Annotated in this window: 20 protein-coding genes; all 20 read right to left on the bottom strand. The window is 42.6% G+C overall.

Annotated elements, in window-relative coordinates; all coding sequences use genetic code 11:
• Nucleotides 1-482: 482 nt before the first annotated feature.
• Nucleotides 483-2,342, bottom strand: a complete 1,860-nt coding sequence (gene mutL, locus ACGTN9_RS07580; RefSeq protein WP_499591746.1) for a DNA mismatch repair endonuclease MutL — start codon at nt 2,340-2,342, stop codon at nt 483-485.
• Between the two features lie 15 nt (nt 2,343-2,357).
• The gene (gene mutS, locus ACGTN9_RS07585; protein WP_499591747.1) at nt 2,358-4,934 is read right to left on the bottom strand and encodes a DNA mismatch repair protein MutS; all 2,577 of its coding nucleotides are present in this window, start codon (nt 4,932-4,934) and stop codon (nt 2,358-2,360) included.
• Between the two features lie 160 nt (nt 4,935-5,094).
• Nucleotides 5,095-5,655: an outer spore coat protein CotE gene (locus ACGTN9_RS07590; RefSeq protein ID WP_093045732.1), complete on the bottom strand. Its 561-nt coding sequence runs from the start codon at nt 5,653-5,655 to the stop codon at nt 5,095-5,097.
• 184 nt (nt 5,656-5,839) lie between these two features.
• Nucleotides 5,840-6,265 carry a YlbF/YmcA family competence regulator gene (locus ACGTN9_RS07595; RefSeq protein ID WP_499591748.1) on the bottom strand — a complete coding sequence of 142 codons (426 nt, stop codon included), beginning with the start codon at nt 6,263-6,265 and terminating at the stop codon, nt 5,840-5,842.
• Nucleotides 6,266-6,267: 2 nt separating this feature from the next.
• A complete protein-coding gene (gene miaB, locus ACGTN9_RS07600; protein WP_499591749.1) occupies nt 6,268-7,839 on the bottom strand; it encodes a tRNA (N6-isopentenyl adenosine(37)-C2)-methylthiotransferase MiaB in 1,572 nt (523 codons plus the stop codon).
• A 148-nt stretch (nt 7,840-7,987) separates the two neighbouring features.
• Nucleotides 7,988-9,166: a glycine C-acetyltransferase gene (locus ACGTN9_RS07605; RefSeq protein WP_499591750.1), complete on the bottom strand. Its 1,179-nt coding sequence runs from the start codon at nt 9,164-9,166 to the stop codon at nt 7,988-7,990.
• Nucleotides 9,167-9,307: 141 nt separating this feature from the next.
• Nucleotides 9,308-10,348, bottom strand: a complete 1,041-nt coding sequence (gene tdh, locus ACGTN9_RS07610) for an L-threonine 3-dehydrogenase (RefSeq protein WP_499591751.1) — start codon at nt 10,346-10,348, stop codon at nt 9,308-9,310.
• Nucleotides 10,349-10,595: 247 nt separating this feature from the next.
• On the bottom strand, nt 10,596-11,462 hold the full coding sequence (locus tag ACGTN9_RS07615) for a 2-oxoacid:ferredoxin oxidoreductase subunit beta (RefSeq protein ID WP_499591752.1): 867 nt from the start codon (nt 11,460-11,462) through the stop codon (nt 10,596-10,598).
• On the bottom strand, nt 11,463-13,208 hold the full coding sequence (locus ACGTN9_RS07620) for a 2-oxoacid:acceptor oxidoreductase subunit alpha (protein ID WP_499591753.1): 1,746 nt from the start codon (nt 13,206-13,208) through the stop codon (nt 11,463-11,465). It abuts the gene before it with no gap.
• A gap of 227 nt (nt 13,209-13,435) precedes the next feature.
• Entirely contained in the window at nt 13,436-14,359 is a 924-nt protein-coding gene (locus ACGTN9_RS07625; protein ID WP_499591754.1) for a dipeptidase, read from the bottom strand.
• A gap of 98 nt (nt 14,360-14,457) precedes the next feature.
• Nucleotides 14,458-14,718 carry a stage V sporulation protein SpoVS gene (gene spoVS / locus ACGTN9_RS07630; protein ID WP_028782854.1) on the bottom strand — a complete coding sequence of 87 codons (261 nt, stop codon included), beginning with the start codon at nt 14,716-14,718 and terminating at the stop codon, nt 14,458-14,460.
• A 107-nt stretch (nt 14,719-14,825) separates the two neighbouring features.
• Nucleotides 14,826-15,623: a 2',3'-cyclic-nucleotide 2'-phosphodiesterase gene (gene ymdB / locus ACGTN9_RS07635; RefSeq protein ID WP_499591755.1), complete on the bottom strand. Its 798-nt coding sequence runs from the start codon at nt 15,621-15,623 to the stop codon at nt 14,826-14,828.
• Between the two features lie 94 nt (nt 15,624-15,717).
• Entirely contained in the window at nt 15,718-17,283 is a 1,566-nt protein-coding gene (gene rny / locus ACGTN9_RS07640; RefSeq protein WP_499591756.1) for a ribonuclease Y, read from the bottom strand.
• Nucleotides 17,284-17,646: 363 nt separating this feature from the next.
• Nucleotides 17,647-18,690 carry a recombinase RecA gene (gene recA, locus ACGTN9_RS07645; RefSeq protein ID WP_499591757.1) on the bottom strand — a complete coding sequence of 348 codons (1,044 nt, stop codon included), beginning with the start codon at nt 18,688-18,690 and terminating at the stop codon, nt 17,647-17,649.
• Nucleotides 18,691-18,829: 139 nt separating this feature from the next.
• On the bottom strand, nt 18,830-20,101 hold the full coding sequence (locus tag ACGTN9_RS07650; protein ID WP_499591758.1) for a competence/damage-inducible protein A: 1,272 nt from the start codon (nt 20,099-20,101) through the stop codon (nt 18,830-18,832).
• Entirely contained in the window at nt 20,101-20,679 is a 579-nt protein-coding gene (pgsA, locus tag ACGTN9_RS07655; protein ID WP_499591759.1) for a CDP-diacylglycerol--glycerol-3-phosphate 3-phosphatidyltransferase, read from the bottom strand. Before pgsA ends, ACGTN9_RS07650 begins: the two co-directional genes overlap by 1 nt.
• Before the next feature lie 114 nt (nt 20,680-20,793).
• Nucleotides 20,794-21,705: a helix-turn-helix domain-containing protein gene (locus ACGTN9_RS07660; protein ID WP_499591760.1), complete on the bottom strand. Its 912-nt coding sequence runs from the start codon at nt 21,703-21,705 to the stop codon at nt 20,794-20,796.
• 21 nt (nt 21,706-21,726) lie between these two features.
• Nucleotides 21,727-22,518, bottom strand: a complete 792-nt coding sequence (locus ACGTN9_RS07665) for a DUF3388 domain-containing protein (RefSeq protein WP_028782847.1) — start codon at nt 22,516-22,518, stop codon at nt 21,727-21,729.
• A gap of 223 nt (nt 22,519-22,741) precedes the next feature.
• On the bottom strand, nt 22,742-23,002 hold the full coding sequence (locus ACGTN9_RS07670) for a DUF3243 domain-containing protein (protein ID WP_499591761.1): 261 nt from the start codon (nt 23,000-23,002) through the stop codon (nt 22,742-22,744).
• A 98-nt stretch (nt 23,003-23,100) separates the two neighbouring features.
• Nucleotides 23,101-23,820 (bottom strand): elongation factor P 5-aminopentanone reductase, encoded by a 720-nt coding sequence (ymfI, locus tag ACGTN9_RS07675; RefSeq protein WP_499591762.1) that lies wholly within the window; start codon nt 23,818-23,820, stop codon nt 23,101-23,103.
• Nucleotides 23,821-23,825 lie beyond the last annotated feature (5 nt).

Raw genomic sequence — 23,825 nt, forward strand, 5'->3', positions numbered from 1 at the left:
CCACTAAAGGGCCGAAAAGTCGAAGACTTGATTTCGATATATTTTGGGAGTTTAAGGTCGTTGGAGAAGGATTCGCTTTCCTGCGGGGGAACTGGCGAGCTTCCTCGGGCTATCGCCCTGTGGGATCTCTCCTAGCTCCTTCTCCCGCGGGAGTCTCACCCTTCTCCTACTCCCTTTACCGAAAAAGATTATCGAAATCGCCTTTATATTTACTTCCATGATTTGCGAGGAACCTATTACAATGCTGAAATAATCGTATTTTCTATTCCAAAAGCAAACTATTTTCAGCCGCCATAACCGCAACCTAAAATCTCGAAACTGAGTGTTCTGGAAAAGGGAATTTTAACTGTAAAATCAACATGGAGATTTAAAAGAATCTATTTTTTAGACACCTTGCTATTTTAGCATAAGACATGGGTAAACCTTAATGGTATGCCTGCAATAAAAAACTGAAGAACCAGGAGTTCTTCAGTTTGACGTAGTTACATGACTCGTTTGAACATCTTCTCCATTTCATATTCTGAAAAATGGACAATAATCGGCCGCCCATGAGGACAGGTGAAAGGATCAGTAGATTTTCTCAAATCTTCAAGCAGGCGGAACATATCCTGCTGATTCAAATAATGATTGGCTTTAATCGATCGCTTGCAGGACATGAGGGTAGCTGCTTCTTCACGAAGTTTTTTGATTTCGATGCGTTCATCAGCCATAATCTGCTCCACCATCTCCTCGATGACTTCCACCTCGAATCCTTTCGGGAACCAATTAGGATGCGACCGGATGATAAAACTGTTTTCTCCGAAAGGCTCAAAGAAGATACCTACTTTTTTCAATTCCTCCGCATGCTCCTCAATCCGCAGTGCTTCTTGCTTGGAAAAATCAAAAGTGATCGGTACCAGCAGCTCTTGTACTTCATTTTCGACGATTCCTAATTTTTCGGTGAAGAATTCATACTTGATCCGTTCCTGAGCGGCATGCTGATCAACGATATAAAGACCTTTTTCATTTTGTGCCAATATATACGTGCCGTGCAGCTGACCAATCGGATACATCGCTGGTACTCTTTCCGAATCGCTTCCCTTATCATCTTCTGTAATCACTGGTGACTCTGAAGTCTGACCAAGATTTTGCATCTCTTTTATGACTTCATTTTGTGTCTCTGTAAATTCCGCCTGGTCTTTTGATGGGGCTGGGTTGCTTTCTTCTGGACCGGCAGCAGACTGAAGCAAATGATCGATGGAATTTTCCCTTTGCTGGTGTGCTTCCTGCTCGCGCTCTTCATAAAATTGAAACGTTGCCTGGGTAGATTGTTCTTTTTTTACAGGACGTTTTTGCTCAGGGGCTTCTGGTATTAATGTCTCTTTTCGAAAAGCGGATTGAATGGTAGTTTTAATCAATTCAAAAAGTTCTTGTTCTTTACTGAAACGGACTTCAAGCTTCGCCGGATGAACATTGACATCGACGAGAATGGGATCCATCTCGATAGTGAGTACCACCAAAGGATTCCTGCCGATAGGGAGCAAGGTATGATAGCCTTGCATTACCGCTTTGTTCAACGTAATATTTCGGATATAACGGCCGTTGATGATAGTGGAAATATAATTGCGTGATGCACGGGTCACTTCGGGTTTGGCAATATATCCTGACACACGGAAGTCTTTAGACGATGATTCTACCGGGATCATTTTTCTGGCTGTCGCCATTCCATAGATTTGTGCGATCACTTGAAGCAAGTCCCCTCGTCCCGAAGTTTGGAAAAGCTGCTTGCCATTATGAAAGCAGACGAATTTCACATCAGGGTGAGCCAAAGCCATCCGGTTCAAGACATCAGTGATATGCCCGAGCTCGGTATGGATAGTTTTCATATACTTCAGCCTGGCAGGAGTATTGAAGAAGATATCATTGACGATGATTTCTGTGCCTTGGCGGGCATCGCTTTTTGTTTTATTGATCAATTTTCCGCCTTCCAGCTCTAATCTCGTACCGGCTCCTTCGCCTGTAGACGTCTGTATGGATAATCGGCTTACTGCTGCGATACTTGCTAATGCTTCTCCGCGGAACCCAAGGGTTTTGACATGGAAAAGATCATTTTCATCCTGGATTTTACTGGTGGCATGCCGAAAAAAAGCATGGTCGCAATCTTCTTCTATCATTCCGTCCCCATCATCTGTTACTTTGATTTGCTCGAGCCCGGCTTCTGTTAATTCTACCTTGATGGATTTACTGTTGGCATCGATGCTGTTTTCGACCAGTTCTTTAATTACGGATGCAGGGCGCTCAACAACTTCCCCTGCCGCAATTTTATTGGCCAGATGGTCGGGCATGAGTTTGATTTTTCCCATGGTCCTCCCCCTTCCTTATCGTTTCACTTGCTTTTGAAGCTGGTAAAGATGATTCATCGCTTCCATTGGCGTCATTTCCATTAAATTCAGCTTAGTGAGCTGATCAACCAGTCGGCTTTCTTCTGGTTGCGTTTTTTGCTGGTTAGACTCACGTACTTCTTCCTGGAAAAAGGTCAGCTGTTCTTCGTCTGCTTCTTTGACGGTTGCTTCATATTTTGGTCCTGTTTCAAACTCTTTCAGTAAATCTGTCGCTCTTGCAATCAAGGAATCTGGCAATTCCGCAAGCTTAGCTACATGGATGCCATAGCTTTCATCTGCTGCTCCATTTTGAATTTGGTGCAGGAAAACGACATTTCCTTGATATTCTTCAGCCCGAACATGGATGTTTTTCAAACGTTCCAGACTTTCTTCCAATTCCGTCAACTCATGGTAATGGGTAGAAAAGAGCGTTTTTGCTTTAATCTCCTCATGAATATACTCAACAATTGCCTGGGCAAGCGCCATTCCATCATACGTGCTTGTACCCCGGCCGATTTCATCTAAAAGAATCAAGCTGTTTTCGGTAGCATTAGCAAGAGCATGCCTGGCTTCCAGCATTTCTACCATGAAGGTGCTCTGACCGGAAACAAGATCGTCAGCTGCTCCTATTCTAGTAAAAATCTGGTCAAAGATTGGAAGATTGGCCTGTTCGCACGGCACAAAACAGCCTACTTGTCCCATGATGGCTGTTAAGGCAAGCTGTCTCATGTACGTACTTTTACCAGACATATTTGGTCCTGTGATCAACAGGACATCAGCATCGTCATCCATATAGACATCATTTGGGACAAAGGAAGCATCTTTCATTACTTTTTCCACGACCGGATGTCTTCCTTGTTTGATATCAATCAGGCGATTCTCATTGAAACCAGGCTGTACATAATCATTTTTTTCCGACACGGAAGCAAACCCCTGCAACACATCAATTTTGCTGATTTGTCCGGCGAGCAGCTGCAATTCCTCAATATAATTCTTCACTTTTTCCCGAATGGTAAGAAATAATTCATACTCAAGTTCCACACTTTTTTCTTGTGCTTCTAAAATCAGCGTTTCCTTATCTTTCAATTCAGGTGTAATATATCGTTCTGCGTTTGTCAGTGTCTGCTTCCGTTCATATTTCCCTTCTGGCAGTAAATGAAGATTGGCTTTCGTCACTTCGATGTAATAACCGAACACACGATTATAGCCCACTTTCAATGACTTTATTTTCGTCTCTTCCCGCTCTTTCCGTTCAAGCTCTGCAATCCATTGCTTTCCATTTTTAGCTGCATCCCGGTAATCATCAAGCTGGTTATTGAAACCATCCTTGATAATTCCTCCTTCCTTAATGGTAAGGGGTGGATCCTCATGAATGCTTTCTTCTAACAACTCGGATAATGAATGGAGCGGATCAATCGATTGATATAAATTTTTTATGCTTGGATGAGAAAATTTTTCAAGGGTTTCCTTTATCTCTGGAATTTTCCCTAGTGATTGTTTCAATTGCAGCAAGTCTCTAGCGTTCACATTTCCAAAAGCAATTCTTCCGGAAAGACGTTCAAGGTCATAGACAGATTTCAATTGTTCTCTCAATTCTTCCCGTTCAAAAAATTGCTCAAGAAATCCAGAGACCTGTTCATGCCTTTCTTCCATTCCTTTTCGATTCAATAATGGACGTTCCAGCCATTTTTTCAATAACCGCGCCCCCATGGAAGTGACTGTATCGTCTATCACCCATAGCAAACTCCCTTTCTTACCCTGCTTCCGTAATGTTTCCATTAACTCAAGATTACGTTTCGAATACATATCCAGCGTCATATATTGCTTCAGTTCAATTTTCTGCACAGGCTGAAGGTGATCCAGCGATCGCTTTTGGGTGTGCTGAATATAATTGAGTAATCTTCCGAAACCTATTTTATATTTCTCTTGCTGGAGATCAGCAAGTAAAGGGGCAAACGCCTCGTCTGTTTCGGCCTCATCCTGGTAAGAAATCGTGTAAGCCAACCGCTCTTTCAAATCACTTTTATGTGATTCCGGGAGGTCGGAAGCAATGACGACTTCCTTGACTGGTCGGTTATACAACTCACTTAATACAGCATCCCAGCCATCCGTGATCAATGCAATGCTGTTTTCTCCAGTAGTCAGGTCGTTGTAGGCTACCGTATAGCTGCTATCCTCAAAAGAAGTCACACTTGCCAGGTAATTATTTTCCTTTTCATCCAGCATATTTCCTTCCATTACGGTTCCTGGTGTAATCAGTTGAACTACTTCCCGTTTGACTACGCCTTTTGCTGTTTTCGGATCCTCTACTTGTTCACAGATAGCTACTTTATAACCTTTTTCTATCAACGTTTTTATGTAATTTGCTGCGGAATGATAAGGGACTCCACACATCGGAATCCTTTCATCTCCTCCATCCCTGCTGGTCAATGTGATTTCCAGTTCCCTTGCTGCTTCTAAAGCATCATCAAAAAACATTTCATAAAAATCACCGAGTCTGAAAAATAAAAAAGCATCCTTATGCTGTGCTTTGATCGTCAAGTATTGCTCCATCATTGGTGTGTATTGCTTCATTTAATATCCCCCAAAACGTACTTTAGTCACTTTTATTATTATAGCATAGATGCAAACTCTCCTTGAACGGTTGTGTTTTCATTGCAAAGAACACTTGTATCCAAATCCCGTACAAAAAAAATAATCCCCGCTATGGTTAGCAAGGATTATCAAACAGTCTTTATTCTTCTTCTTTTCTTCCGAGAAAATCCGGGTCGATCTCTGAAAAATCATCATCAGATAAGTCACCAAAATCAAAATCATCATCATGCTTACAGCCCTTCGGATTGACACGGACACAAAGCTTTGTTTCCCCAATTACATCCACGTAGAATTCACGCTCTACTTCAACCGAAATTTTCTGCCCATTGCTAGTGATGTTGGCTTCCAGGCAGTTCGGTTGTTGTGTCGCTTTTGCAAAGACTTCTAAATCATCGTCGATGCAATTTTCATCTTTGATGTACAGCGGCACATGGTCGCAATAGTCGATTCTCTCTGTTACGACCTCCGTTTTCGTATTATCATTGTACGAAAACCAGACGTTCGCATCATAGTGGCCATGTACTTCCACATGATCTCCTTTTTTCTTGGCGTGATAGACATGGTTGATCACCCAGCAACCCAAGATACTCGATGGACGGTGGGGGGGCGAAATCAAGTGTGTTGATTGGGTGAATTTCTTCCCTTTACCACAAACAGCCTTCGTGAAGATCTCACGGTATTCTTGGTCAAAGAATGACATCTCACCTAAAACCTCCCTTTATCATACACAACATCCTATGCTTGAATTGGGCGAAATGTGCACATGCCTTTCCCATCAAGAAGGATTTGTATAAGGTTTTAGTTCATTCTATGCAAGAGCCCAGATAATTGTACGAAAAAAATACCATTGAACGAGAAATCTCGTTCAATGGTATGACAAAAACTTAGTGGTTACAGGCGGAATTACTGACTTTAGAGCCTGTTTCCCCTTTCAAAACATCTCCTCCAGTGGAGCGGATAACTTCATTTGTCACTTCACGGGCAATCGTGTTGGATACCATTTGCAGAATGTCATTGATAATCGTTTGGGAGCTTTTGAACTCTTCCACAATCGGAATCGCATCCAATTCTGCCTGCAGGCGATCGATTTCCTTTTCCACTTTTTGCTGGGCTTCTGTTTTACCATATGCCTGGAAATTGACCGCTTGCTTTTGTAATGCTTTAATGCGGGAAATGTTTTCCTGTATTTTTTTATTTTCATTGATTTTTTCTTCAAGTTGTTTAAAACGATCGATTTCTTCAATATTAGCCATCATCTTAGCCAGTTTCTGTGCTTCTTCCACTACTTGTTTACGTGTATATTCGGCCATGTTCAGTTCACCTCTGCTGCTTCTTCGACCATTTCTCCATCTAGAGACCATGTCTTAGCATTATTTATTTTCACTTTGACGATTTCACCAATAGCTGATTTTGGCCCGATAAAGTTGACCAGTTTATTTCTTTCCGTATATCCAGCCAGTACATCAGGGTTTTTCTTACTTTCTCCTTCCACTAATACGTCGACAGTCTGCCCTTCGTATTTCTTCATCGCTTCTGCTGACTGTTTGTTCACCAATTCGTTCAAGCGTTGGAGACGTTCTTTTTTCACTTCCATCGGTACGTTATCTTTCATACGTGCAGCTGGCGTGCCTTCGCGCGCAGAATAAATGAATGTATAAGCCGCTTCGAATCCGACTTCTTCCACTAAACTCAATGTTTCTTCAAATTGTTCATCAGTTTCATTCGGGAAACCTACGATGATATCAGTGGTCAGCGTAGCATTCGGCATAGCAGTACGAATTTTATCAACGAGCTCCAAATAGCTTTCCCTGGTGTACTTACGTGCCATGATTTTCAGGACATCGGAGCTTCCTGACTGGACAGGAAGATGGATATGATCAAGCAGGTTGCCGCCTTGCGCCAACACTTCAATCAATCGATCATCAAAATCTCGCGGATGGGAAGTTGTGAACCGGACACGTGGAATATCGATTTTATGAATGTCATTCATTAAATCTCCTAAACCGTAGTCCATATCTAAATCTTTACCATAGGCATTGACGTTTTGGCCAAGCAGGGTAATTTCTTTGTATCCTTGAGCGGCCAGGTGTCTTACTTCCTGAATGATATCTTCCGGTAGACGACTTCTCTCTTTCCCTCTGGTATACGGAACAATACAATAGGTACAGAACTTGTCACAGCCGTACATGATATTTACCCATGCTTTGATTTTCCCTTTACGGGAACGAGGAAGGTTTTCAATGATATCCCCTTCCTTCGACCACACTTCTACCACCATTTCCTTGCCAAACATCGCTTCCTTGACGAGCTGCGGCAACCGGTGGATATTATGTGTGCCGAAAATCAAGTCGACAAACTGGTGTTTTTGCAAGATTCGATTGACGACCGATTCTTCCTGGGACATACAACCACAGACCCCGATGATCAAGTCAGGATTCTCGGTTTTCAAGGGTTTCAAGTGACCGATTTCACCGAACACTTTGTTTTCCGCATTCTCCCTGATCGCGCAAGTATTCAATAATATGATATCGGCTTCTTTTGCTTCATTCGTAGAAACATAGCCCATCTCTTCTAATATGCCTGCCATGATCTCGGTGTCATGTTCGTTCATCTGGCATCCATAAGTACGGATCATGAATTTCTTGCCACTTCCAAGACCGACCATTTCTTCAGGTATAGTAAAGTCATAATGAACTTCTACGTCTTCCTTGCCTCGCTTTTTCGCATCTTTCAAAGAAGGAGGCTGATAGCTTGTCTCAAAATATTTGATGAAGTCTTCACTTTTCTTCTCTTTGATTCGTGACAGATTGTCCTGGTCGGATTTTACGTCCGCTGGATTAGCTTCACGAATTTGACTCATCTGTTTACGCTGTTGTTCATTCATCAACAGTGCTCCTTTCGCATAACATATCTAACTTTTTCATTATATCAACTTTATCTGTAAATTTTAAGAGCAGCAACCAACAAAATAAGCGTTGTACCATAGAGAAAGGCTGATCGCTGCTATAGAGAGCGACCAGCCTCCTTGAAACTTAGGAGATAATATTCAGTTTTTTGCCAGCTCGTTCAAAAGCATCCAGCGCTTCCTGCAATTCCTCTTTGGAATGCTCAGCAGTAACGATGGTACGTACCCGGCCTTTACCACGCTGTACAGTCGGGAATACGATTCCCTGGGCAAAGACTCCTTCCTGGAACAATTCATCTGAAAACTTATGGGTCATAGAATCATCGCCAACCATAACTGGTGTAACAGGCGTTTCACTGATACCTATATCGAAGCCAAGTGACTTCAAACCGTCTTTGAAGAACTTGGTATTATCCCATAGTTTTTGAATCAATTCCGGTTCTTCTAACAGTACATCAATTGCAGCGTCACAAGCGGCTGTTACTGCTGGCGGATGGGAGGTGCTGAACAGGAATGGACGACCTTTATGGATCAGGTATTCTTTCAGTGTCTGACTGCTTGCCACATAACCACCTAGTACCCCGATCGCTTTACTTAACGTACCTACCTGGATGTGAACTCGTCCGTCCAGTCCGAAGTGATTGACTGTGCCTCGGCCATTTTCCCCTAACACGCCACTTGCATGGGCATCATCTACCATCACAAGTGCATCATATTTTTCAGCCAGCTCTACAATTTCCGGAAGCGGAGCAATGTTACCATCCATCGAGAAAACACCATCGGTAACGACTAGACGTGTCCGGTAATCACTTGATTCCTTTAACTTTTCTTCTAAAGAATCCATGTCGACATGCTTATAGATTTTACGGCCGGCCTTTGTCAGGCGGATACCATCAATGATAGAAGCATGATTGAGTTCATCGGAAATAACTACATCCTCATCTGTCAAAATAGAGGAGAGAACCCCCTGGTTCGTAGTGAAGCCTGACTGGAATACAAGGGCAGCTTCGGTATGCTTGAATTTAGCCAGTTTCCGTTCATATGCTTCATGCATTTCAAGAGTCCCGGCGATCGTCCTTACAGAACCCGTTCCTGCTCCGTATTCACGAACCGCTTTTTCTGCCGCTTCCTTCATTTTTGGATGAGAAGTCAATCCAAGGTAGTTATTAGAAGAAAGTTGAATTACTTCTTTGCCCTTGATTTTCACCCGTGAACCTTGCGGTGATTGTAATGGGATCAACTCCCGGAATGTTCCCTGATCTTTCATTTCATCTAATTCTTTTTGTAAGTATTCAAACCCTTTCATAAACACGCCTCCTTGAATAATGGATAAATGTTATCTTGTATAGTATGTACTAAGGAGGAAGGTATCCCCCCATATACCACCAAGTCTCTACTTATAGTATCCCTTATTTACCGGTTATTTTTCAACAAACTGCCATAACCTTCAGGGATGTAAGACTACTTTCCCGCATTTTCCTTCGTTCATAAGCCGGAAGCCTTCTTCAAAGTCTTCCAGTGGCAGATGATGCGTAATCATTGGGGTCAGATCCACTTGTTTCGAATGTAAAAGACGGGACACTTGCTGCCAGGTTTCATACATTTTACGTCCGGTAATACCCTGGACTTCAATCCCTTTGAATACGATGTCATTCGTCACATCAATCGTGACGGGCTTGGTCGGAAGGCTGAGAATTGACATTCTACCTCCATTAGTAATCATCTTGAAGCCTTGATCCATGGCGACGGGATGTCCACTCATCTCACATACAACATCAACACCATGACCGTCTGTCAGAGCCTTCGCTTTTTCAACCGGATCTTCTTCAGCTGAATTAATTAAGGTAGTTGCCCCCATTTGAGCAGCTAAACCAAGACGATATTCATTCAAATCAAAAGCCAGCACCTGTGATGCACCAGCTGCTTTAGCGACCCCAACAGCCATCAATCCGATCGGTCCACATCCGATGATTGCTACTGATTTTCCAGCCACATCACCATTCAATACAGTATGGACTGCATTTCCCATCGGCTCCTGTACAGAAGCGATATCTGTAGGCATATCAGCCGGGTTTTTCCAAAGATTATCAGCTGGAAGGGCGACATACTCCGCAAAACAGCCTTGCGTATCTACCCCGATGATTTCTGTATTTTCACAAATATGGTATTTTCCTGTCAAACATTGCGGACAATGACCACAAACTAAGTGAGTTTCTGCACTTACATAGTCGCCTTCCTGAAAAGTTGTTACCTTGCTTCCTAGCTCAACTATTTCACCAGCAAACTCATGGCCAAACACATATGGCGGATTGACCCTGCTGGCAGACCATTCATCCCAGTTGTATATATGGACATCTGTTCCACAAATCGATGTCGCTTTCACTTTTATCAGCACTTCATTTTCTTTAATCGCAGGAATCTCTACCTCCTGCAGTTCCGCTCCTACTCCACGGTGATGCTTCACAATAGCTTTCATTGTTCCACCCACTACGAACACTCCCATTCTCTATCAATCTCATAAAACTAGATATATCACTATTTTATCATGAGTTTAAAATTACGCAAATGTCATTGTTCACACAGAGAGGACAATTGAACACCGTGGATAGGCGTCTGACCAACGGCGACTTTTTCAAGCACGAATCCAGCAGCTGCAAAACATATGAAATATAGTCCTAAGCTTCTTCTAACAATAAAAGAAGCCCGATCAGATGTTGCTGATCGGGCTTTTCTCCTTACATAAATTCATTAACCAGGTTATCGAATTTATCTTTATCAATTTTAAGTTCACTGTCTTTCAACGCATGATCCGCATAACCATGAATTAAATCCTGATAGGATTTTTGCTCTGTATTTTGATAGATCAGACCTTTTACCAGACTGTTATGTTCCATCAAAGTAGCCATCGCTTTTTTACGATCAGAGCTGTCATACCCTTCAATATCATCTAAACTGACGAGATTTTCTTTAAACCAGTCATAAGTATTGACTTTATTATAAGTAACACAAGGGCTGAATACATTGATCAAAGAAAAACCTTCATGGTTGATGCCTTGTTCAATCAAAGAAGTCAATTCTTTCAAATCACTGGAAAAGCTCTGTGCTACAAATGTTGCACCAGCGGATAAGGCCATTTCCATAACGTTGACCGCAGATTCGATTGAACCTTCCGGCGTACTTTTCGTTTTAAAACCTTTTTCACTTCTCGGGGACGTCTGTCCTTTAGTCAAACCATAAATCTGGTTATCCATTACGATGTATGTGATATCAAGGTTTCTGCGAATCGCATGGACAGTGTGGCCCATTCCAATCGCAAATCCGTCGCCGTCGCCTCCAGAAGCGATGACTTTCAAGTTTTTGTTAGCCATCTTTACACCCTGGGCAATCGGCAGGACTCGCCCGTGGATTCCATGGAAGCCATAAGAATTGATATAGCCGGAAATACGCCCGGAACATCCTATTCCTGATATTACCGCTAAATCTTCAGGTTCCAGGCCTACATTAGCCGCAGCTCGTTGAATGGATGCCTGGACAGAAAAATCGCCACACCCTGGACACCAGTTTGGTTTCACCTTATTACGGAACTCTTTGAATGTCGCCATTTATAACAACTCCTTGCTTCGGTGATGAATTTGGCCTGGCAGGAACGGAGTACCATCATATTGAAGGATACTTTCCATCTTTTCCTGACTGCCGACATTCATCTTGATTATATTAGCCAACTGGGCAGTTGCATTATTCTCTACAACGATTACCTTCTTAGCTTGATCAACAAGAGTTTTGACTTCCTTGGACGGGAATGGATGAATCAAACGGATATGGGCGTGGTTCACTTTATATCCTTCCTCTTCCAGCCTTCCTTTCGCCTCTTCGATGGCACCACGTGTTGAATTGAATCCTACAAATAAAACATCCGCTTCTTCATGCCTGGCATCTATATGGACGGGTACAGGGAAAACTTCTGGTAACTTCTTCAGCTTACGCAGCCGTTTATCCATCTGATCTTTTCGGTTAGATGCAAGTTCACTAGGTTTACCTGTTTCGTCATGCTCTACACCGGTAACATGGAAAATACCGTTTTTAGTTCCTGGCAGAATCCGAGGCGACACGCCATCTTCGGTAACTTGATAACGTTTGAAATATTCCCCTTTATCCAGTTCAGGAAGGTCTGGATGTTCCTCCAGCTTACCACGGCGCACTTCGATATTGTCGTATTCTAGTGGCTCGACGGTCTGCTTGCCAAGTGACAGCTGTAAGTCTGATAATAAAATGACTGGTACTTGATATTCTTCTGCTATATTCAACGCTTCCACAGCATCATTAAAAGCTTCCTGTACTGTGCTTGGTGCCAATACGACCTTCGGGATTTCCCCGTGGGTCCCATAAATCATAGCCATTAAATCCGACTGTTCTTGCTTAGTAGGAAGCCCTGTACTTGGTCCTCCACGCTGAGTATCCACAATGACGAGGGGAGTTTCTGTAATCCCGGCTAAGCCGATTGACTCCATCATCAATGATAAACCCGGCCCGGCAGAAGCTGTTATGGTACGTACCCCGGCATAATTAGCTCCAATGGACATTGTAGCAGCAGCAATTTCGTCCTCTGTCTGGATCACTGTCCCACCGAATTCCGGGAGCTTCTTAATCATATATTCCATGATTTCAGAAGCAGGGGTAATCGGATAGGCGGCCATAAAACGGCATCCGCCTGCTAAAAATCCCATAGCGATTGCGTCGTTTCCGATCATGAACATCCGCTTTTTTCCATCCGCTTCTGCCAGTTCCATCTGGTGAAGGTTACCTTTATCTTGTTCCCTGACGTACTCGGCTCCCTTAACAATGGCTTCCATATTCTTAGCAACGACTTGTTCACCTTTACGGGAGAAAATCTCTTCCACAACATCGCGGAAAACTTCACACTTAAGATTCATAATCGCGCTTGATGCTCCGACTGCGACCATATTCTTCATTAGTGACGTGCCAAGATCGGTTGCAATTTCTGTAAAAGGAACCGAATAAAGAGTAACGTTTACTCCTTCTGGCAGAGTCGGATTGAACTTAGCGTCTGCCAGTACTATTCCTTTACTATGTAATTCGTGCGCATTGACATCGATCGTTTCCTGATCAAATGCGACTAGTATATCCAAATCATCGGCAATTGATCTCACTTTTTCAGTTGAAACCCGGATCTTATTATTCGTATGTCCACCCTTGATACGAGAGGAAAAATGACGATAGCCATAGAGATAATAACCAAGACGATTCAAAGTAATGGCGAAAATCTCTCCAGTACTTTCAATCCCTTCCCCTTGCTGCCCGCCAACTTTCCAGGAAAGTTGTTCAACCATCTACTACACCCCTTTTAATTTGTCCATGGATCTTCTCCCATATAGATACATAGGATAATAGAATACCTTACCAAATAAAAATCTTGTGAAGCATAGGTACCAGCCCGGCAATATGCAGAAAAACCAAATAGAATGCCTGCTACGATGCAAGTGATATATGTATATAAATCATATCCCTTCATGTAGTAATTTTCAAGCAAATCCGCTAAATTGAACAAGCTCCTGCATCATGTTTGCCGGGGGAATTTATCGACAAAATTCTTACACATCAATTTTTGCATAGTTTCCTTTGTTTGACTGTGACAAAGTTCATTAATCAGAAATTTATAATCTGTTACCACCTGCAAACCGGTTACTAGGTCATCTGTACCTTCAAAGTCGGAGCCGAAACCGATCACATTTTCTCCACCCATAGCTACTATGTACTCCACGTGAGGCACGATTTCCTGCATGAATGCATGATGATTTCCATTGATAAATTCCGGAACAAAAGTGATTCCGACCCAGCTATTACAATCGATCAAAGCTTGCAACTGGGTATCGTCAAGGTTTCGCTTATGGGGAGACAGGTGGTAAACATTCGAATGGGAGGCCATGGGATAATTACTAATAGAAAGTACATCCCAAAAACCTTGATAGGAAATATGTGATAAGTCGGTCCAAATCTGTTCCTTATTCAAATATTCAACTACCTTGTGACCAAAGGAGGACAATCCCGCCCCTCGAACTTCTTCAATTCCGTCGCAAACTGCGTTGGCTTGATTCCAGGTCAGGCCAACAATCCTTACACCAAGACGTATAAGCGTCTTCAATTTGTTAATATCTGAACCAATCGCATGACATCCTTCCAATGTCAAAATTGCTCCTTTTTCATGCGGCTGCAAATTCATTAAATCCTGTCTGGTTGAAACGAAACGTATATCATCATACGGTTCAATAATTTGTTCGAAAAAGATGGATGCCATTTCAAGTGCTACGCTGAATTGTGCTTCTTCTGCTACTTCTTCGGGCACGAAAATTGCAAAACACTGAACCTTTACATCGCTTTTTTTCCACTTCAAATAATTGAATCGTAATGATTCACTATTATAAAAATCCACTTTATTTTCCCATAACTTCCATAATACATCGCAATGCGCATCTATGATCACTGGTTTTCTTCCTTTCCAACCCAAAAAATTTAAGCCGTGCTTTTTACAAGCACGGCTGATCTTGTCCATCATAAATTTTCATAGGAAGAGCCTGTCGCCTATCTAGGTTCAACAATCAACTTTATTGCAGTACGCTCTTCATTATCAATCATGATATCTGTGAATGCTGGAATACAAATAAGATCCACACCACTTGGTGCGACGAAACCTCTGGCAATAGCCACTGCTTTGACGGCCTGGTTCAAGGCACCAGCGCCAATTGCCTGAATCTCCGCTGAGCCACGTTCCCTTAAGACGTTTGCTAGAGCTCCTGCTACTGAATTCGGACTGGATTTAGCTGAGACTTTTAATATTTCCATTACTAGCTCCTCCTTCATAAACTATAGTTGTTCCATAACTACTATATTCTTGGAGATGAAGATTATTCCTTTCCATTATGAAGGAATTTTTTGAAAAGTTCAAATAATCAGCCGAAGAAAGGGTGGTCGTCGTTAATCATGATCCGTTGAATTTTCCTGGCCTTTCCGGTGCTTTCCTCTACATCCGCCAAGACTGCGCTTAGTTGTTTTCTTCCCTGTTTAGGGACTTCAAAACGTACCGGAAGATTTGTAAGAAAACGTTTGATTACGGCTTCCCGATCCATACCGAGAATTCCATCATACGGGCCGGTCATACCTACATCTGTGATATAGCCAGTTCCCCCTGGAAGTATTCGTTCATCCGCTGTTTGCACATGGGTGTGTGTACCGACATTGATGCTGACTCTTCCATCTACATACCATCCCATCGCTTGCTTCTCACTCGTGGTCTCCGCATGGAAGTCGAGGAAAATGATATTCGTTCGTTTCTTAGCTTCTTTTATCAATTCATCCACCTTGCGAAAAGGGTCATCGTTAGGCGACAAAAACGTTCGTCCCTGTAGATTAAGTACTGCTACTTCTCCATGATTAGTTTTCACAAATGTGATCCCTTTCCCCGGCGTTCCTTCCGGATAGTTAGCCGGACGGACCATATAAGTAGCATCCTCAATAAAATCAAAGATTTCTTTCTTATCCCAGGCGTGGTTCCCTAGTGTGACAGCATTCGCTCCCCATTCCAGGAAACTGCGGTATATTTTTTCATTGATCCCTTTGCCTGAAGCAGAATTTTCCCCATTAATAATGGTTACTGCAGGCTGGTATTTCGCTTTTAATTTCGGCAGGTATTCTTGTACCATGTCTCTTCCAGGTGAACCAACAACATCACCAATAAAAAGTATTTTCATAATTATATCCTTTCTGCACTATATTCAGATTCAGTTTCACATAGGCTGCCATTAATGTCAAAACACAAAAATAAAGTGGCCGGTTAGGGCCACTTTATTTAGCGTATTCCACTGATCGCGTTTCACGAATAACGGTCACCTTGATATGACCAGGATAGTCAAGCTCATCCTCAATCTGTTTACGGATGCTGCGTGCTACTTTTGTAGCAGTAACATCATCGATTTCGTCTGGCCTCACCATAATTCGGACTTCACGACCTGCCTGAATGGCAAAGGATTTTTCCACTCCTTCATGAGCTTCACAAATCTCTTCCAGTTTCTCCAGGCGTTTAATGTAGTTTTCCAGAGTTTCGCTTCGAGCACCTGGGCGTGCCGCGGATAAAGCGTCAGCAGCAGCTACAAGCACGGAAATGATTGATGTCGGTTCTTCGTCCCCATGGTGGGAGGCAATAGCATTGATGACAACCTCATTTTCCTTATACTTGACTGCCAGCTCTTTACCGATTTCTACGTGACTTCCTTCAATTTCATGATCGATCGCTTTACCGATATCATGCAGAAGGCCGGCACGGCGGGCTAATGTTTCGTCTTCCCCCAGCTCTGCTGCAAGCAGCCCTGAGAGATACGCTACTTCCATGGAGTGTTTTAAAACATTTTGACCATAGCTTGTACGATATTTTAAACGGCCAAGAATTTTTACCAAGTCAGGATGTAAGCCGTGGACACCTACTTCAAAAGTAGTCTGTTCACCGACTTCCCTAATATATTCATCTACTTCGCGACGAGATTTGTCGACCATCTCTTCGATACGAGCTGGATGAATTCTTCCATCCTGTACTAATTTCTCTAATGCTATCCGGGCAGTTTCTCTACGAATCGGGTCAAAACCTGATAAAATGACAGCTTCTGGCGTATCATCTATAATCAAGTCGATTCCGGTCAATGTCTCCAAGGTTCGGATATTTCGACCTTCACGACCAATGATCCGTCCTTTCATTTCATCATTTGGAAGGTTTACAACCGATACCGTCGTTTCCGCTACATGATCAGCGGCACAACGCTGCATGGCAAGTGAAAGAATGCTTTTCGCCTTCTTATCCGCTTCCTCTTTGGCACGGTTCTCTGCTTCTTTGATCATGAGAGCAGATTCGTGAGAAACTTCTTGTTCAACACGTTCTAAAATAATCTGTTTAGCCTGGTCTGAAGTTAAGCCGGAAATGCGTTCAAGCTCAGTTTGTTGCTCTTGCAGCATAGCTTTCACTTTGCTTTCCATTTCTTCAATTTGTTGTTGTCTTTCGGCAAGAGTTTCCTCTTTTTTCTCGAGCGTAAGCTCACGCTTATCTTGCGTTTCGCTTTTACGGTCAAGGTTTTCTTCTTTCTGCATTAAACGATTTTCTGACTTTTGTAATTCCATACGGCGTTCGCGAATTTCGTCTTCTGCTTCCTGGCGAAACTTATGATTTTCGTCTTTAGCTTCCAGAAGTGCTTCTTTTTTAGCAGCTTCTGCATTACGACGACCTTCATCAACAATCTGTTTTGCCAATTCTTCAGCACTTGAAATCTTCGCTTCCGCAATGGATTTCCGAATGAGATAACCAACAACAATACCGACGATCAGGGCAAGCAAAATGAAGATGAGCAGGGATACCAAATTATCCATGATTTCACCTCCTCTTGCTATGAAATTGTACAATTTGTCGGCATGTACATACGTTTCATTTTCAGACAAAAATTGTTTGTTAGGTGTATAAAAAAATGAAAATGATACACGTTAATTTTAAGCTTGTGTAATGGTAATGTCAAGGAATCGTCAAATATATCTTCTTGATAGATACTGATACCGCTATGTTTCAAGGCTGCTTGGAAGAAAATTCCCGGGTCCATGGCCAACGGAAGATCCTGTAAGCAGGAGCTGGAGCTGGAGTCATACCACTGTAAAAAATGTTATCCACATCAATAAATTTTATAATTTCCTATACATTAAAAAAGCAGCGCTTATGAAATGCGCTGCTTTCCTAACGATTTATACGTCTAAAGATTCCTGATTTGCTCCCGTTGATGTTTCTTCGTCATCCTGACCTTCATACATACCGTAATGCTTACGGATCTGATCGTTGATAGCTTGATAGACATCAGGGTTTTCTTTCAGGAATTGCTTCGCATTTTCACGACCCTGTCCTAAACGTTCATCGTTATAGGAATACCAGGAACCGCTTTTCTGGACGATATCAAGGCTGGAACCGATATCAATCAATTCACCTTCACTTGAAATACCTTGACCGTACATGATATCAACTTCCGCTTGCTTGAACGGAGGAGCTACCTTGTTTTTGACAACTTTGATCCGGGTTTTATTCCCGACCATGTCGTTGCCCTGCTTCAAAGTTTCAGCCCGACGTACTTCCAGACGTACAGAAGAATAGAACTTCAATGCCCGGCCGCCTGGAGTAGTTTCAGGATTACCGAACATGACTCCGACTTTTTCACGGATTTGGTTGATGAAGATAGCTGTAGTCTTTGATTTGTTGATTGCACCAGAAAGCTTACGCAAAGCCTGGGACATCAGTCGTGCCTGCAGACCGACGTGTGAGTCTCCCATTTCCCCTTCGATTTCCGCTTTAGGCACCAAGGCTGCTACAGAATCGACAACCACCATATCGACAGCACCACTACGCACAAGTGCTTCTGCAATTTCTAAAGCCTGCTCCCCTGTATCTGGCTGGGATAACAGGAGTTCATCTACATTAACACCGAGATTCCGTGCATAGACAGGATCTAATGCATGCTCGGCGTCAATAAATGCTGCTTGTCCACCATTCCGTTGAGCTTCTGCAATCGCATGAAGTGCAACAGTTGTTTTACCTGATGATTCCGGACCATATATTTCAACGACACGCCCACGTGGATATCCGCCAACACCTAGTGCTACATCAAGTGCCAACGATCCGCTAGGCACCGTATTTACCTTTTGTTCGGCTTGTTCCCCTAACTTCATAACAGAGCCTTTTCCGAATTGTTTCTCAATTTGTTTAAGCGCCATGTCTAACGCTTGTTTACGATCACTCATAATATTCCCCTTTCAGCTTTGCTATCCTTATGATAACTTGTTTTGAACGATTTGCCAACTAAAAAGCGAATAGATGTTCCCTTTTTTTATAATTTGCATCAGCTGACTTTTGATTTATACCTAAAGGAAACAAGAATTATCACCCAGAAGCGGGGCTGGAAAAATCTTTTTTCAACTTATGGAAGAGTAATTCATACCCTTTCTTCACTGCCCGGTTACGTACAGTCTCCCGGCCGCCATTAAAATGAAATTTTTTGACCAGCTCTTGCTCCTTATTGATACGAAGGGAGATGAAAACAGTTCCAGGATCCTTTCCTTCGCTTGCGTCTGGTCCTGCTACACCTGTGAAACTGATGCCGATATTACTTCTGGTTAACCGCTGGACATTCTCCGCCATAGACCGGGCACATTCTTCACTTATGGTTCCATACTGAGTGATGAGATCCCCAGGTACGCCCAGAAGACTTTCTTTCATCGCAGGTGTGTACGTCACCAAACTTCCTTCACAGACGCTGGAAGCACCTGGCACACTGATCATCTGATCGGTGAACCGGCCACCCGTTAAGCTTTCTGCAGCAGCTATCGTTACCTGTTCTTCCTTTAATAGTTCAACCACTTTTTGCTGAATGGTTATTTTATCCGAACCATAATAATAGTTTCCGACTTTAGCTAGAATTCGTTTTTTTAGGGAAGCAATCATAGTTCGTGCTTCTTGTTTTGTTTCCCCTTTCGCGGTCAATCTTAATCCAACTTCTCCTTCAGATGCTAAAGGGGCAATTGTAGGGTTCGTCTGGCTGCTGATCATATGTTGAAGCTCATGCTCTAGTTGTGATTCTCCAATTCCGATAAATCGCAGCATCTCAGAAACTATTTCCGTGCTTAAATCAAAATAATCATATAAATAAGGCATTGCATGCTTTTCCATCAGATACTTCATTTCAGATGGGACACCAGGAAGGAATATCCATAGCACTCCCTCATGCTCCACAATCATTCCAGGAGCCATCCCTTCATGGTTTTGTAAGACACTTGCATGTTCGAACACAAGTGCTTGCTTCCGATTATTCGGAGACATGATCCGGTTGTTTTTTTGATAAAAATGTTCAACACGTTTTAAACTTTCCGCATCCTCCAACAATGTCTGGTCAAAAAGTTTATTTGCTGCATCTCTCGTCATGTCATCTTCCGTAGGACCTAAGCCGCCAGTTACGATTACCAGATCAGATCGGCGCTGAGCTGCTTCGAATGTTTCGACGCACCGGTTGAAATTATCACCGACCACACCATGGAAATAAACATGAATACCTTGAGCCGCCAGCTGTGCGGAAATCCATTGCGCATTTGTATTAGCGATTTGCCCCAGTAACAACTCTGTTCCGATACCGATAATTTCTGCTTTTACTGTCTTCATTATTTTGAATCCCTCATTACATGCCAGTTTTTCGCAAAATAATCATAGCCGGAAATAACCGTGATGATTAATGCTGCGTATAAAGTGATGATTCCAAATGGGAACCCAATATAAGCAAACGGCCAGTTATGAAGGAGCAACGCGGATATAGCAACAATTTGCAGGGTTGTTTTCCATTTACCCATATTACTCGCTGCAAGGACGATACCTTCCCCTGCCGCAACCAGGCGCAACCCTGTGACAGCAAATTCCCTGCTGATAATAGTGATTACAACCCAGCCTGGCGCCAGTCCTTGCTCCACTAATAAAATCATAGCGGCAGACACGAGCAGTTTGTCGGCAAGTGGATCAAGAAATTTACCAAGATTCGTGACTAAATTATGTTTTCTGGCGTAATAGCCATCAATCCAATCGGTAGTTGAAGCGATAATAAAAAGGATAGCAGCTGCCAGGTGGGAGACCGGTAGCTCACGATCACCCATAGCGATATCCCCCCAATTAAAGGGCACACTCATAAGGATAATAAAAATAGGAATCAATAAAATTCGTGAAATGGTAATTCGATTTGGTATATTCATTGTTAACACACTCCTAAATGGCTTCCTGCATGATTAAAGCTGTTCCATAAAGAAATGTTACAGGGGTCTTCCGGGACCCCTTGCGTTCCTTTGGAACAGCTTCTATAGAATCGTTCATTCCGCTACTTTGATGAGAAACTTTTGCTGCATTTTATCCACCGGGAATTCAATCTTTTTCCCGTTCAGCTTTATCGTAGTAGCCGGGACAAAGCCGGATTTGATGTAAATCTGCTTTTCACCGCTTATATCTATTGTTATTGGAGAATCGTCTTTTCCATATTCAATGCTAGGAATGAAGGTTTCCCCATTGGGGCCCTTCTTTACTTCCAAATAGCTGGTCTTATTCAGCTCAATCGTCAACTCAAGTTCTTCTGCCTGAGAGACTTCTACCGTATGTTGCGGGAAACTGCCAGAACCGGTCTCAGTCACTTCCGCTGATATTTCTTCTGATTCGTTTTCAATTTTCTTGTCGGAATCGTCTTCCTGTGTGGCTGTTTCTTTTGATTCTTCCTCATCCTTGGAAGCTTTTTCTTCGGAATTTTCATCTGTTGAACTATTTTCCCCGGCAGAATCTTCGACAATGATTTCATCACCGCTGTCTCTCTGCTGTGTCGAGTCATTATCATTTTCTGAATCGAGTTTAGATAGGAAAAAATAGGCGGCAAAAATAATGATTCCTATTAAAATAATTGTAATTATAGTAGGAAAAACTCTTGAAAAACTTCCATTTGAAGGAGATGCCTCTTCTTTGGATCGCTGCATGCGATTGTAGCTGACTGCACTTTCCTCCGGGGATGCGGGGAGCTCATTTTTATACTCCTCCATAATTTCATCAGGGCTAAGTCCAACTGCTGCTGCATATTCCCGGATGAAGGCCCTGGCGTAAAAAGTCCCGGGCAGCACACTATGATCCCCTTTTTCTATAGCTTGAAGATAACGTTTTTGTATTTTAGTGACTTGCTGGATATCTTCTAACGACAAGCCTTTTGACTCTCGCGCTTCTCTCAAGCGAGTACCGAGCTCCATGTATAACACCATCCATTACTATTAAAAATCAAACATGGAAAAACCATCGTTTGGTGAAAGTTCTGGCTTTTCTACTGTCTCATAAGTTATTTCTTCGTCTTCTGTATTTCTTAATTCGATGATATAGTCGAAATCCTCCATTTTATATTCCGACTCCTGCACAAATATATCAGGGTGTTCTACAACCTTAGTGGCTGGCAGCCTCATAATTTCCCGTACTAACTGCCAATGCTTTTCATTCGCTCGTCGAGTCGAAACGATTCCATCTATGATATATAATGTATCTTCACTATATTCATCCTCGATCAACTGGCTTCGGATCGTTTGTTTCAGGAGTGTACTGGATACAAACAACCAGCGTTTGTTTGCACATACACTGGAAGCGACAATGGATTCCGTTTTGCCAACCCGAGGCATTCCTCTGATTCCCACAAGCTTATGGCCGTCTTTCATAAATAGTTCTGCCAAAAAATCAACCAGTAAACCCAGGTCCTCACGAATAAACCGGAATGTTTTCCGGTCATCTACATCACTATGGATATACCGACCATGACGCACCGCCAGAGTATCACGAAGTTTAGGGCGTCTCAATTTCGTGATTTTGATGGTGTCCATGGTTTTTACAATAGATTTCAATCGGTCGATCTGCTCCTCATTTTTACACAGCAACAGCATACCGCGGTGAGAGTTTTCGACACCGTTGATCGTAATAATATTAATCGCCAGCATCCCCAGTAAAGAAGAAATGTCCCCTAATAGTCCTGGTCGATTATATTGAATTTCATATTCCAGATACCACTCTTTTTTCTCCATACGACAACTCCTCTGGAATCAAATGTTATGTACCAGCAAAAAAAACCAGCTTCAACCCTTCTTTTATAATAAATGATTTTCATATATTAGAAAAGGAGTGTTTATATATTTTGGAGAGTTCCACAATTAGTCCTATTGCAAACTTTACTGATGGTAATATCGACACAATCAGACAAAAGCCGCGCTGATGCAACAGCGCGACTTTCAGATGTAGACTTTCTATTCAGCGTTGGGTACCTTGATCTTGAACTAATTTCACCATCATATTTGCAATGGCATGCTGTTCCTCTTTGTCAGCCACATTCCATAGATCGCGAAGGATTGCTTCTTGATCATTCTTTGCATCGACCTGCTTAGCCAGATAACCACCGATTTCATAAGCAAGATCAGATACGGCGTTCTGATTCATCCCTTGCCCTTCCGCCTGGTGAAGACGATCGCCTAAGAAATCTTTCCATGAATCAAAGTTGTCAAGTACAGACATACTGTTTCCTCCTTTGTTTAAAATACACCCTTAGTTTAAGAAAAATGGGAAATATTATACGCAAAAGAAGGAACAGGAGGAAAAAATTTTTGACTGCCTTAGCTCCAGGCTCCATTGACTTTGATGATTTCTCCATTAATATAGTTCGTATCTTCACTTAACAAAAATCCAACTACTTTAGCAACTTCTTCCGGGGTTCCTGCTCGACCGGAAGGAATTTCTTCTAATAATGAGGCGCGTTCCTCATTATTGAAAGCCTCATTCATTTTTGTATCGATAAATCCAGGGCTAACCCCATTCACTGCAATGCCGCTTCTGGCAGTTTCTTTTGCCAGGGCTTTCACAAAGCTGTTTTGGGCCCCTTTTACGGAACTATATAGCACCTCCATGCTCGCCCCTATATCTCCCCAAATGGAAGACAGAAGTATAATTCGGCCATATCTCTGCCTGATCATACTTGGGAGGAGATGCCTGGTGACCAGCCAGGGCGTTTTGACATGGAGATGGAAAAGCTGATCCATCTCCGGTTCTGTCATATCTTGAAATAATCCAATTAAAGCCCGGCCGCCCGCAAAAACTACCCCATCGATGTGGTACGATAGATTTTCTAAAAAATCGTGGATGCCGGCTGAAGTCTCCAAGTTTGCTTTTACAGCTCCGAGCCACTGCTCTTTTGGAATGGATTTTTCCAGCTGTGTGATAGATTTTTCATTCGAGTGATACTGCAGTAACACACGTTTACCTTGATCGGATAAGACTCTGGTAATAGCACTCCCAATATCTCCACTTGCACCAATAATCAATATGTTATTACTCATATTCT

The sequence above is a fragment of the Halobacillus sp. B23F22_5 genome (genome assembly GCF_043497085.1).
Lineage (GTDB): Bacteria > Bacillota > Bacilli > Bacillales > Halobacillaceae > Thalassobacillus.

Coding starts and splice junctions, on each gene's coding strand:
- mutL (WP_499591746.1), bottom strand. CDS start 2,342: ATGGGAAAAATCAAACTCATGCCCGACCATCTGGCCAATAAAATTGCG.
- mutS (WP_499591747.1), bottom strand. CDS start 4,934: ATGAAGCAATACACACCAATGATGGAGCAATACTTGACGATCAAAGCA.
- ACGTN9_RS07590 (WP_093045732.1), bottom strand. CDS start 5,655: ATGTCATTCTTTGACCAAGAATACCGTGAGATCTTCACGAAGGCTGTT.
- ACGTN9_RS07595 (WP_499591748.1), bottom strand. CDS start 6,265: ATGGCCGAATATACACGTAAACAAGTAGTGGAAGAAGCACAGAAACTG.
- miaB (WP_499591749.1), bottom strand. CDS start 7,839: ATGAATGAACAACAGCGTAAACAGATGAGTCAAATTCGTGAAGCTAAT.
- ACGTN9_RS07605 (WP_499591750.1), bottom strand. CDS start 9,166: ATGAAAGGGTTTGAATACTTACAAAAAGAATTAGATGAAATGAAAGAT.
- ACGTN9_RS07615 (WP_499591752.1), bottom strand. CDS start 11,462: ATGGCGACATTCAAAGAGTTCCGTAATAAGGTGAAACCAAACTGGTGT.
- ACGTN9_RS07620 (WP_499591753.1), bottom strand. CDS start 13,208: ATGGTTGAACAACTTTCCTGGAAAGTTGGCGGGCAGCAAGGGGAAGGG.
- spoVS (WP_028782854.1), bottom strand. CDS start 14,718: ATGGAAATATTAAAAGTCTCAGCTAAATCCAGTCCGAATTCAGTAGCA.
- ymdB (WP_499591755.1), bottom strand. CDS start 15,623: ATGAAAATACTTTTTATTGGTGATGTTGTTGGTTCACCTGGAAGAGAC.
- rny (WP_499591756.1), bottom strand. CDS start 17,283: ATGGATAATTTGGTATCCCTGCTCATCTTCATTTTGCTTGCCCTGATC.
- recA (WP_499591757.1), bottom strand. CDS start 18,690: ATGAGTGATCGTAAACAAGCGTTAGACATGGCGCTTAAACAAATTGAG.
- ACGTN9_RS07650 (WP_499591758.1), bottom strand. CDS start 20,101: ATGAAGACAGTAAAAGCAGAAATTATCGGTATCGGAACAGAGTTGTTA.
- pgsA (WP_499591759.1), bottom strand. CDS start 20,679: ATGAATATACCAAATCGAATTACCATTTCACGAATTTTATTGATTCCT.
- ACGTN9_RS07660 (WP_499591760.1), bottom strand. CDS start 21,705: ATGGAGCTCGGTACTCGCTTGAGAGAAGCGCGAGAGTCAAAAGGCTTG.
- ACGTN9_RS07665 (WP_028782847.1), bottom strand. CDS start 22,518: ATGGAGAAAAAAGAGTGGTATCTGGAATATGAAATTCAATATAATCGA.
- ACGTN9_RS07670 (WP_499591761.1), bottom strand. CDS start 23,002: ATGTCTGTACTTGACAACTTTGATTCATGGAAAGATTTCTTAGGCGAT.
- ymfI (WP_499591762.1), bottom strand. CDS start 23,820: ATGAGTAATAACATATTGATTATTGGTGCAAGTGGAGATATTGGGAGT.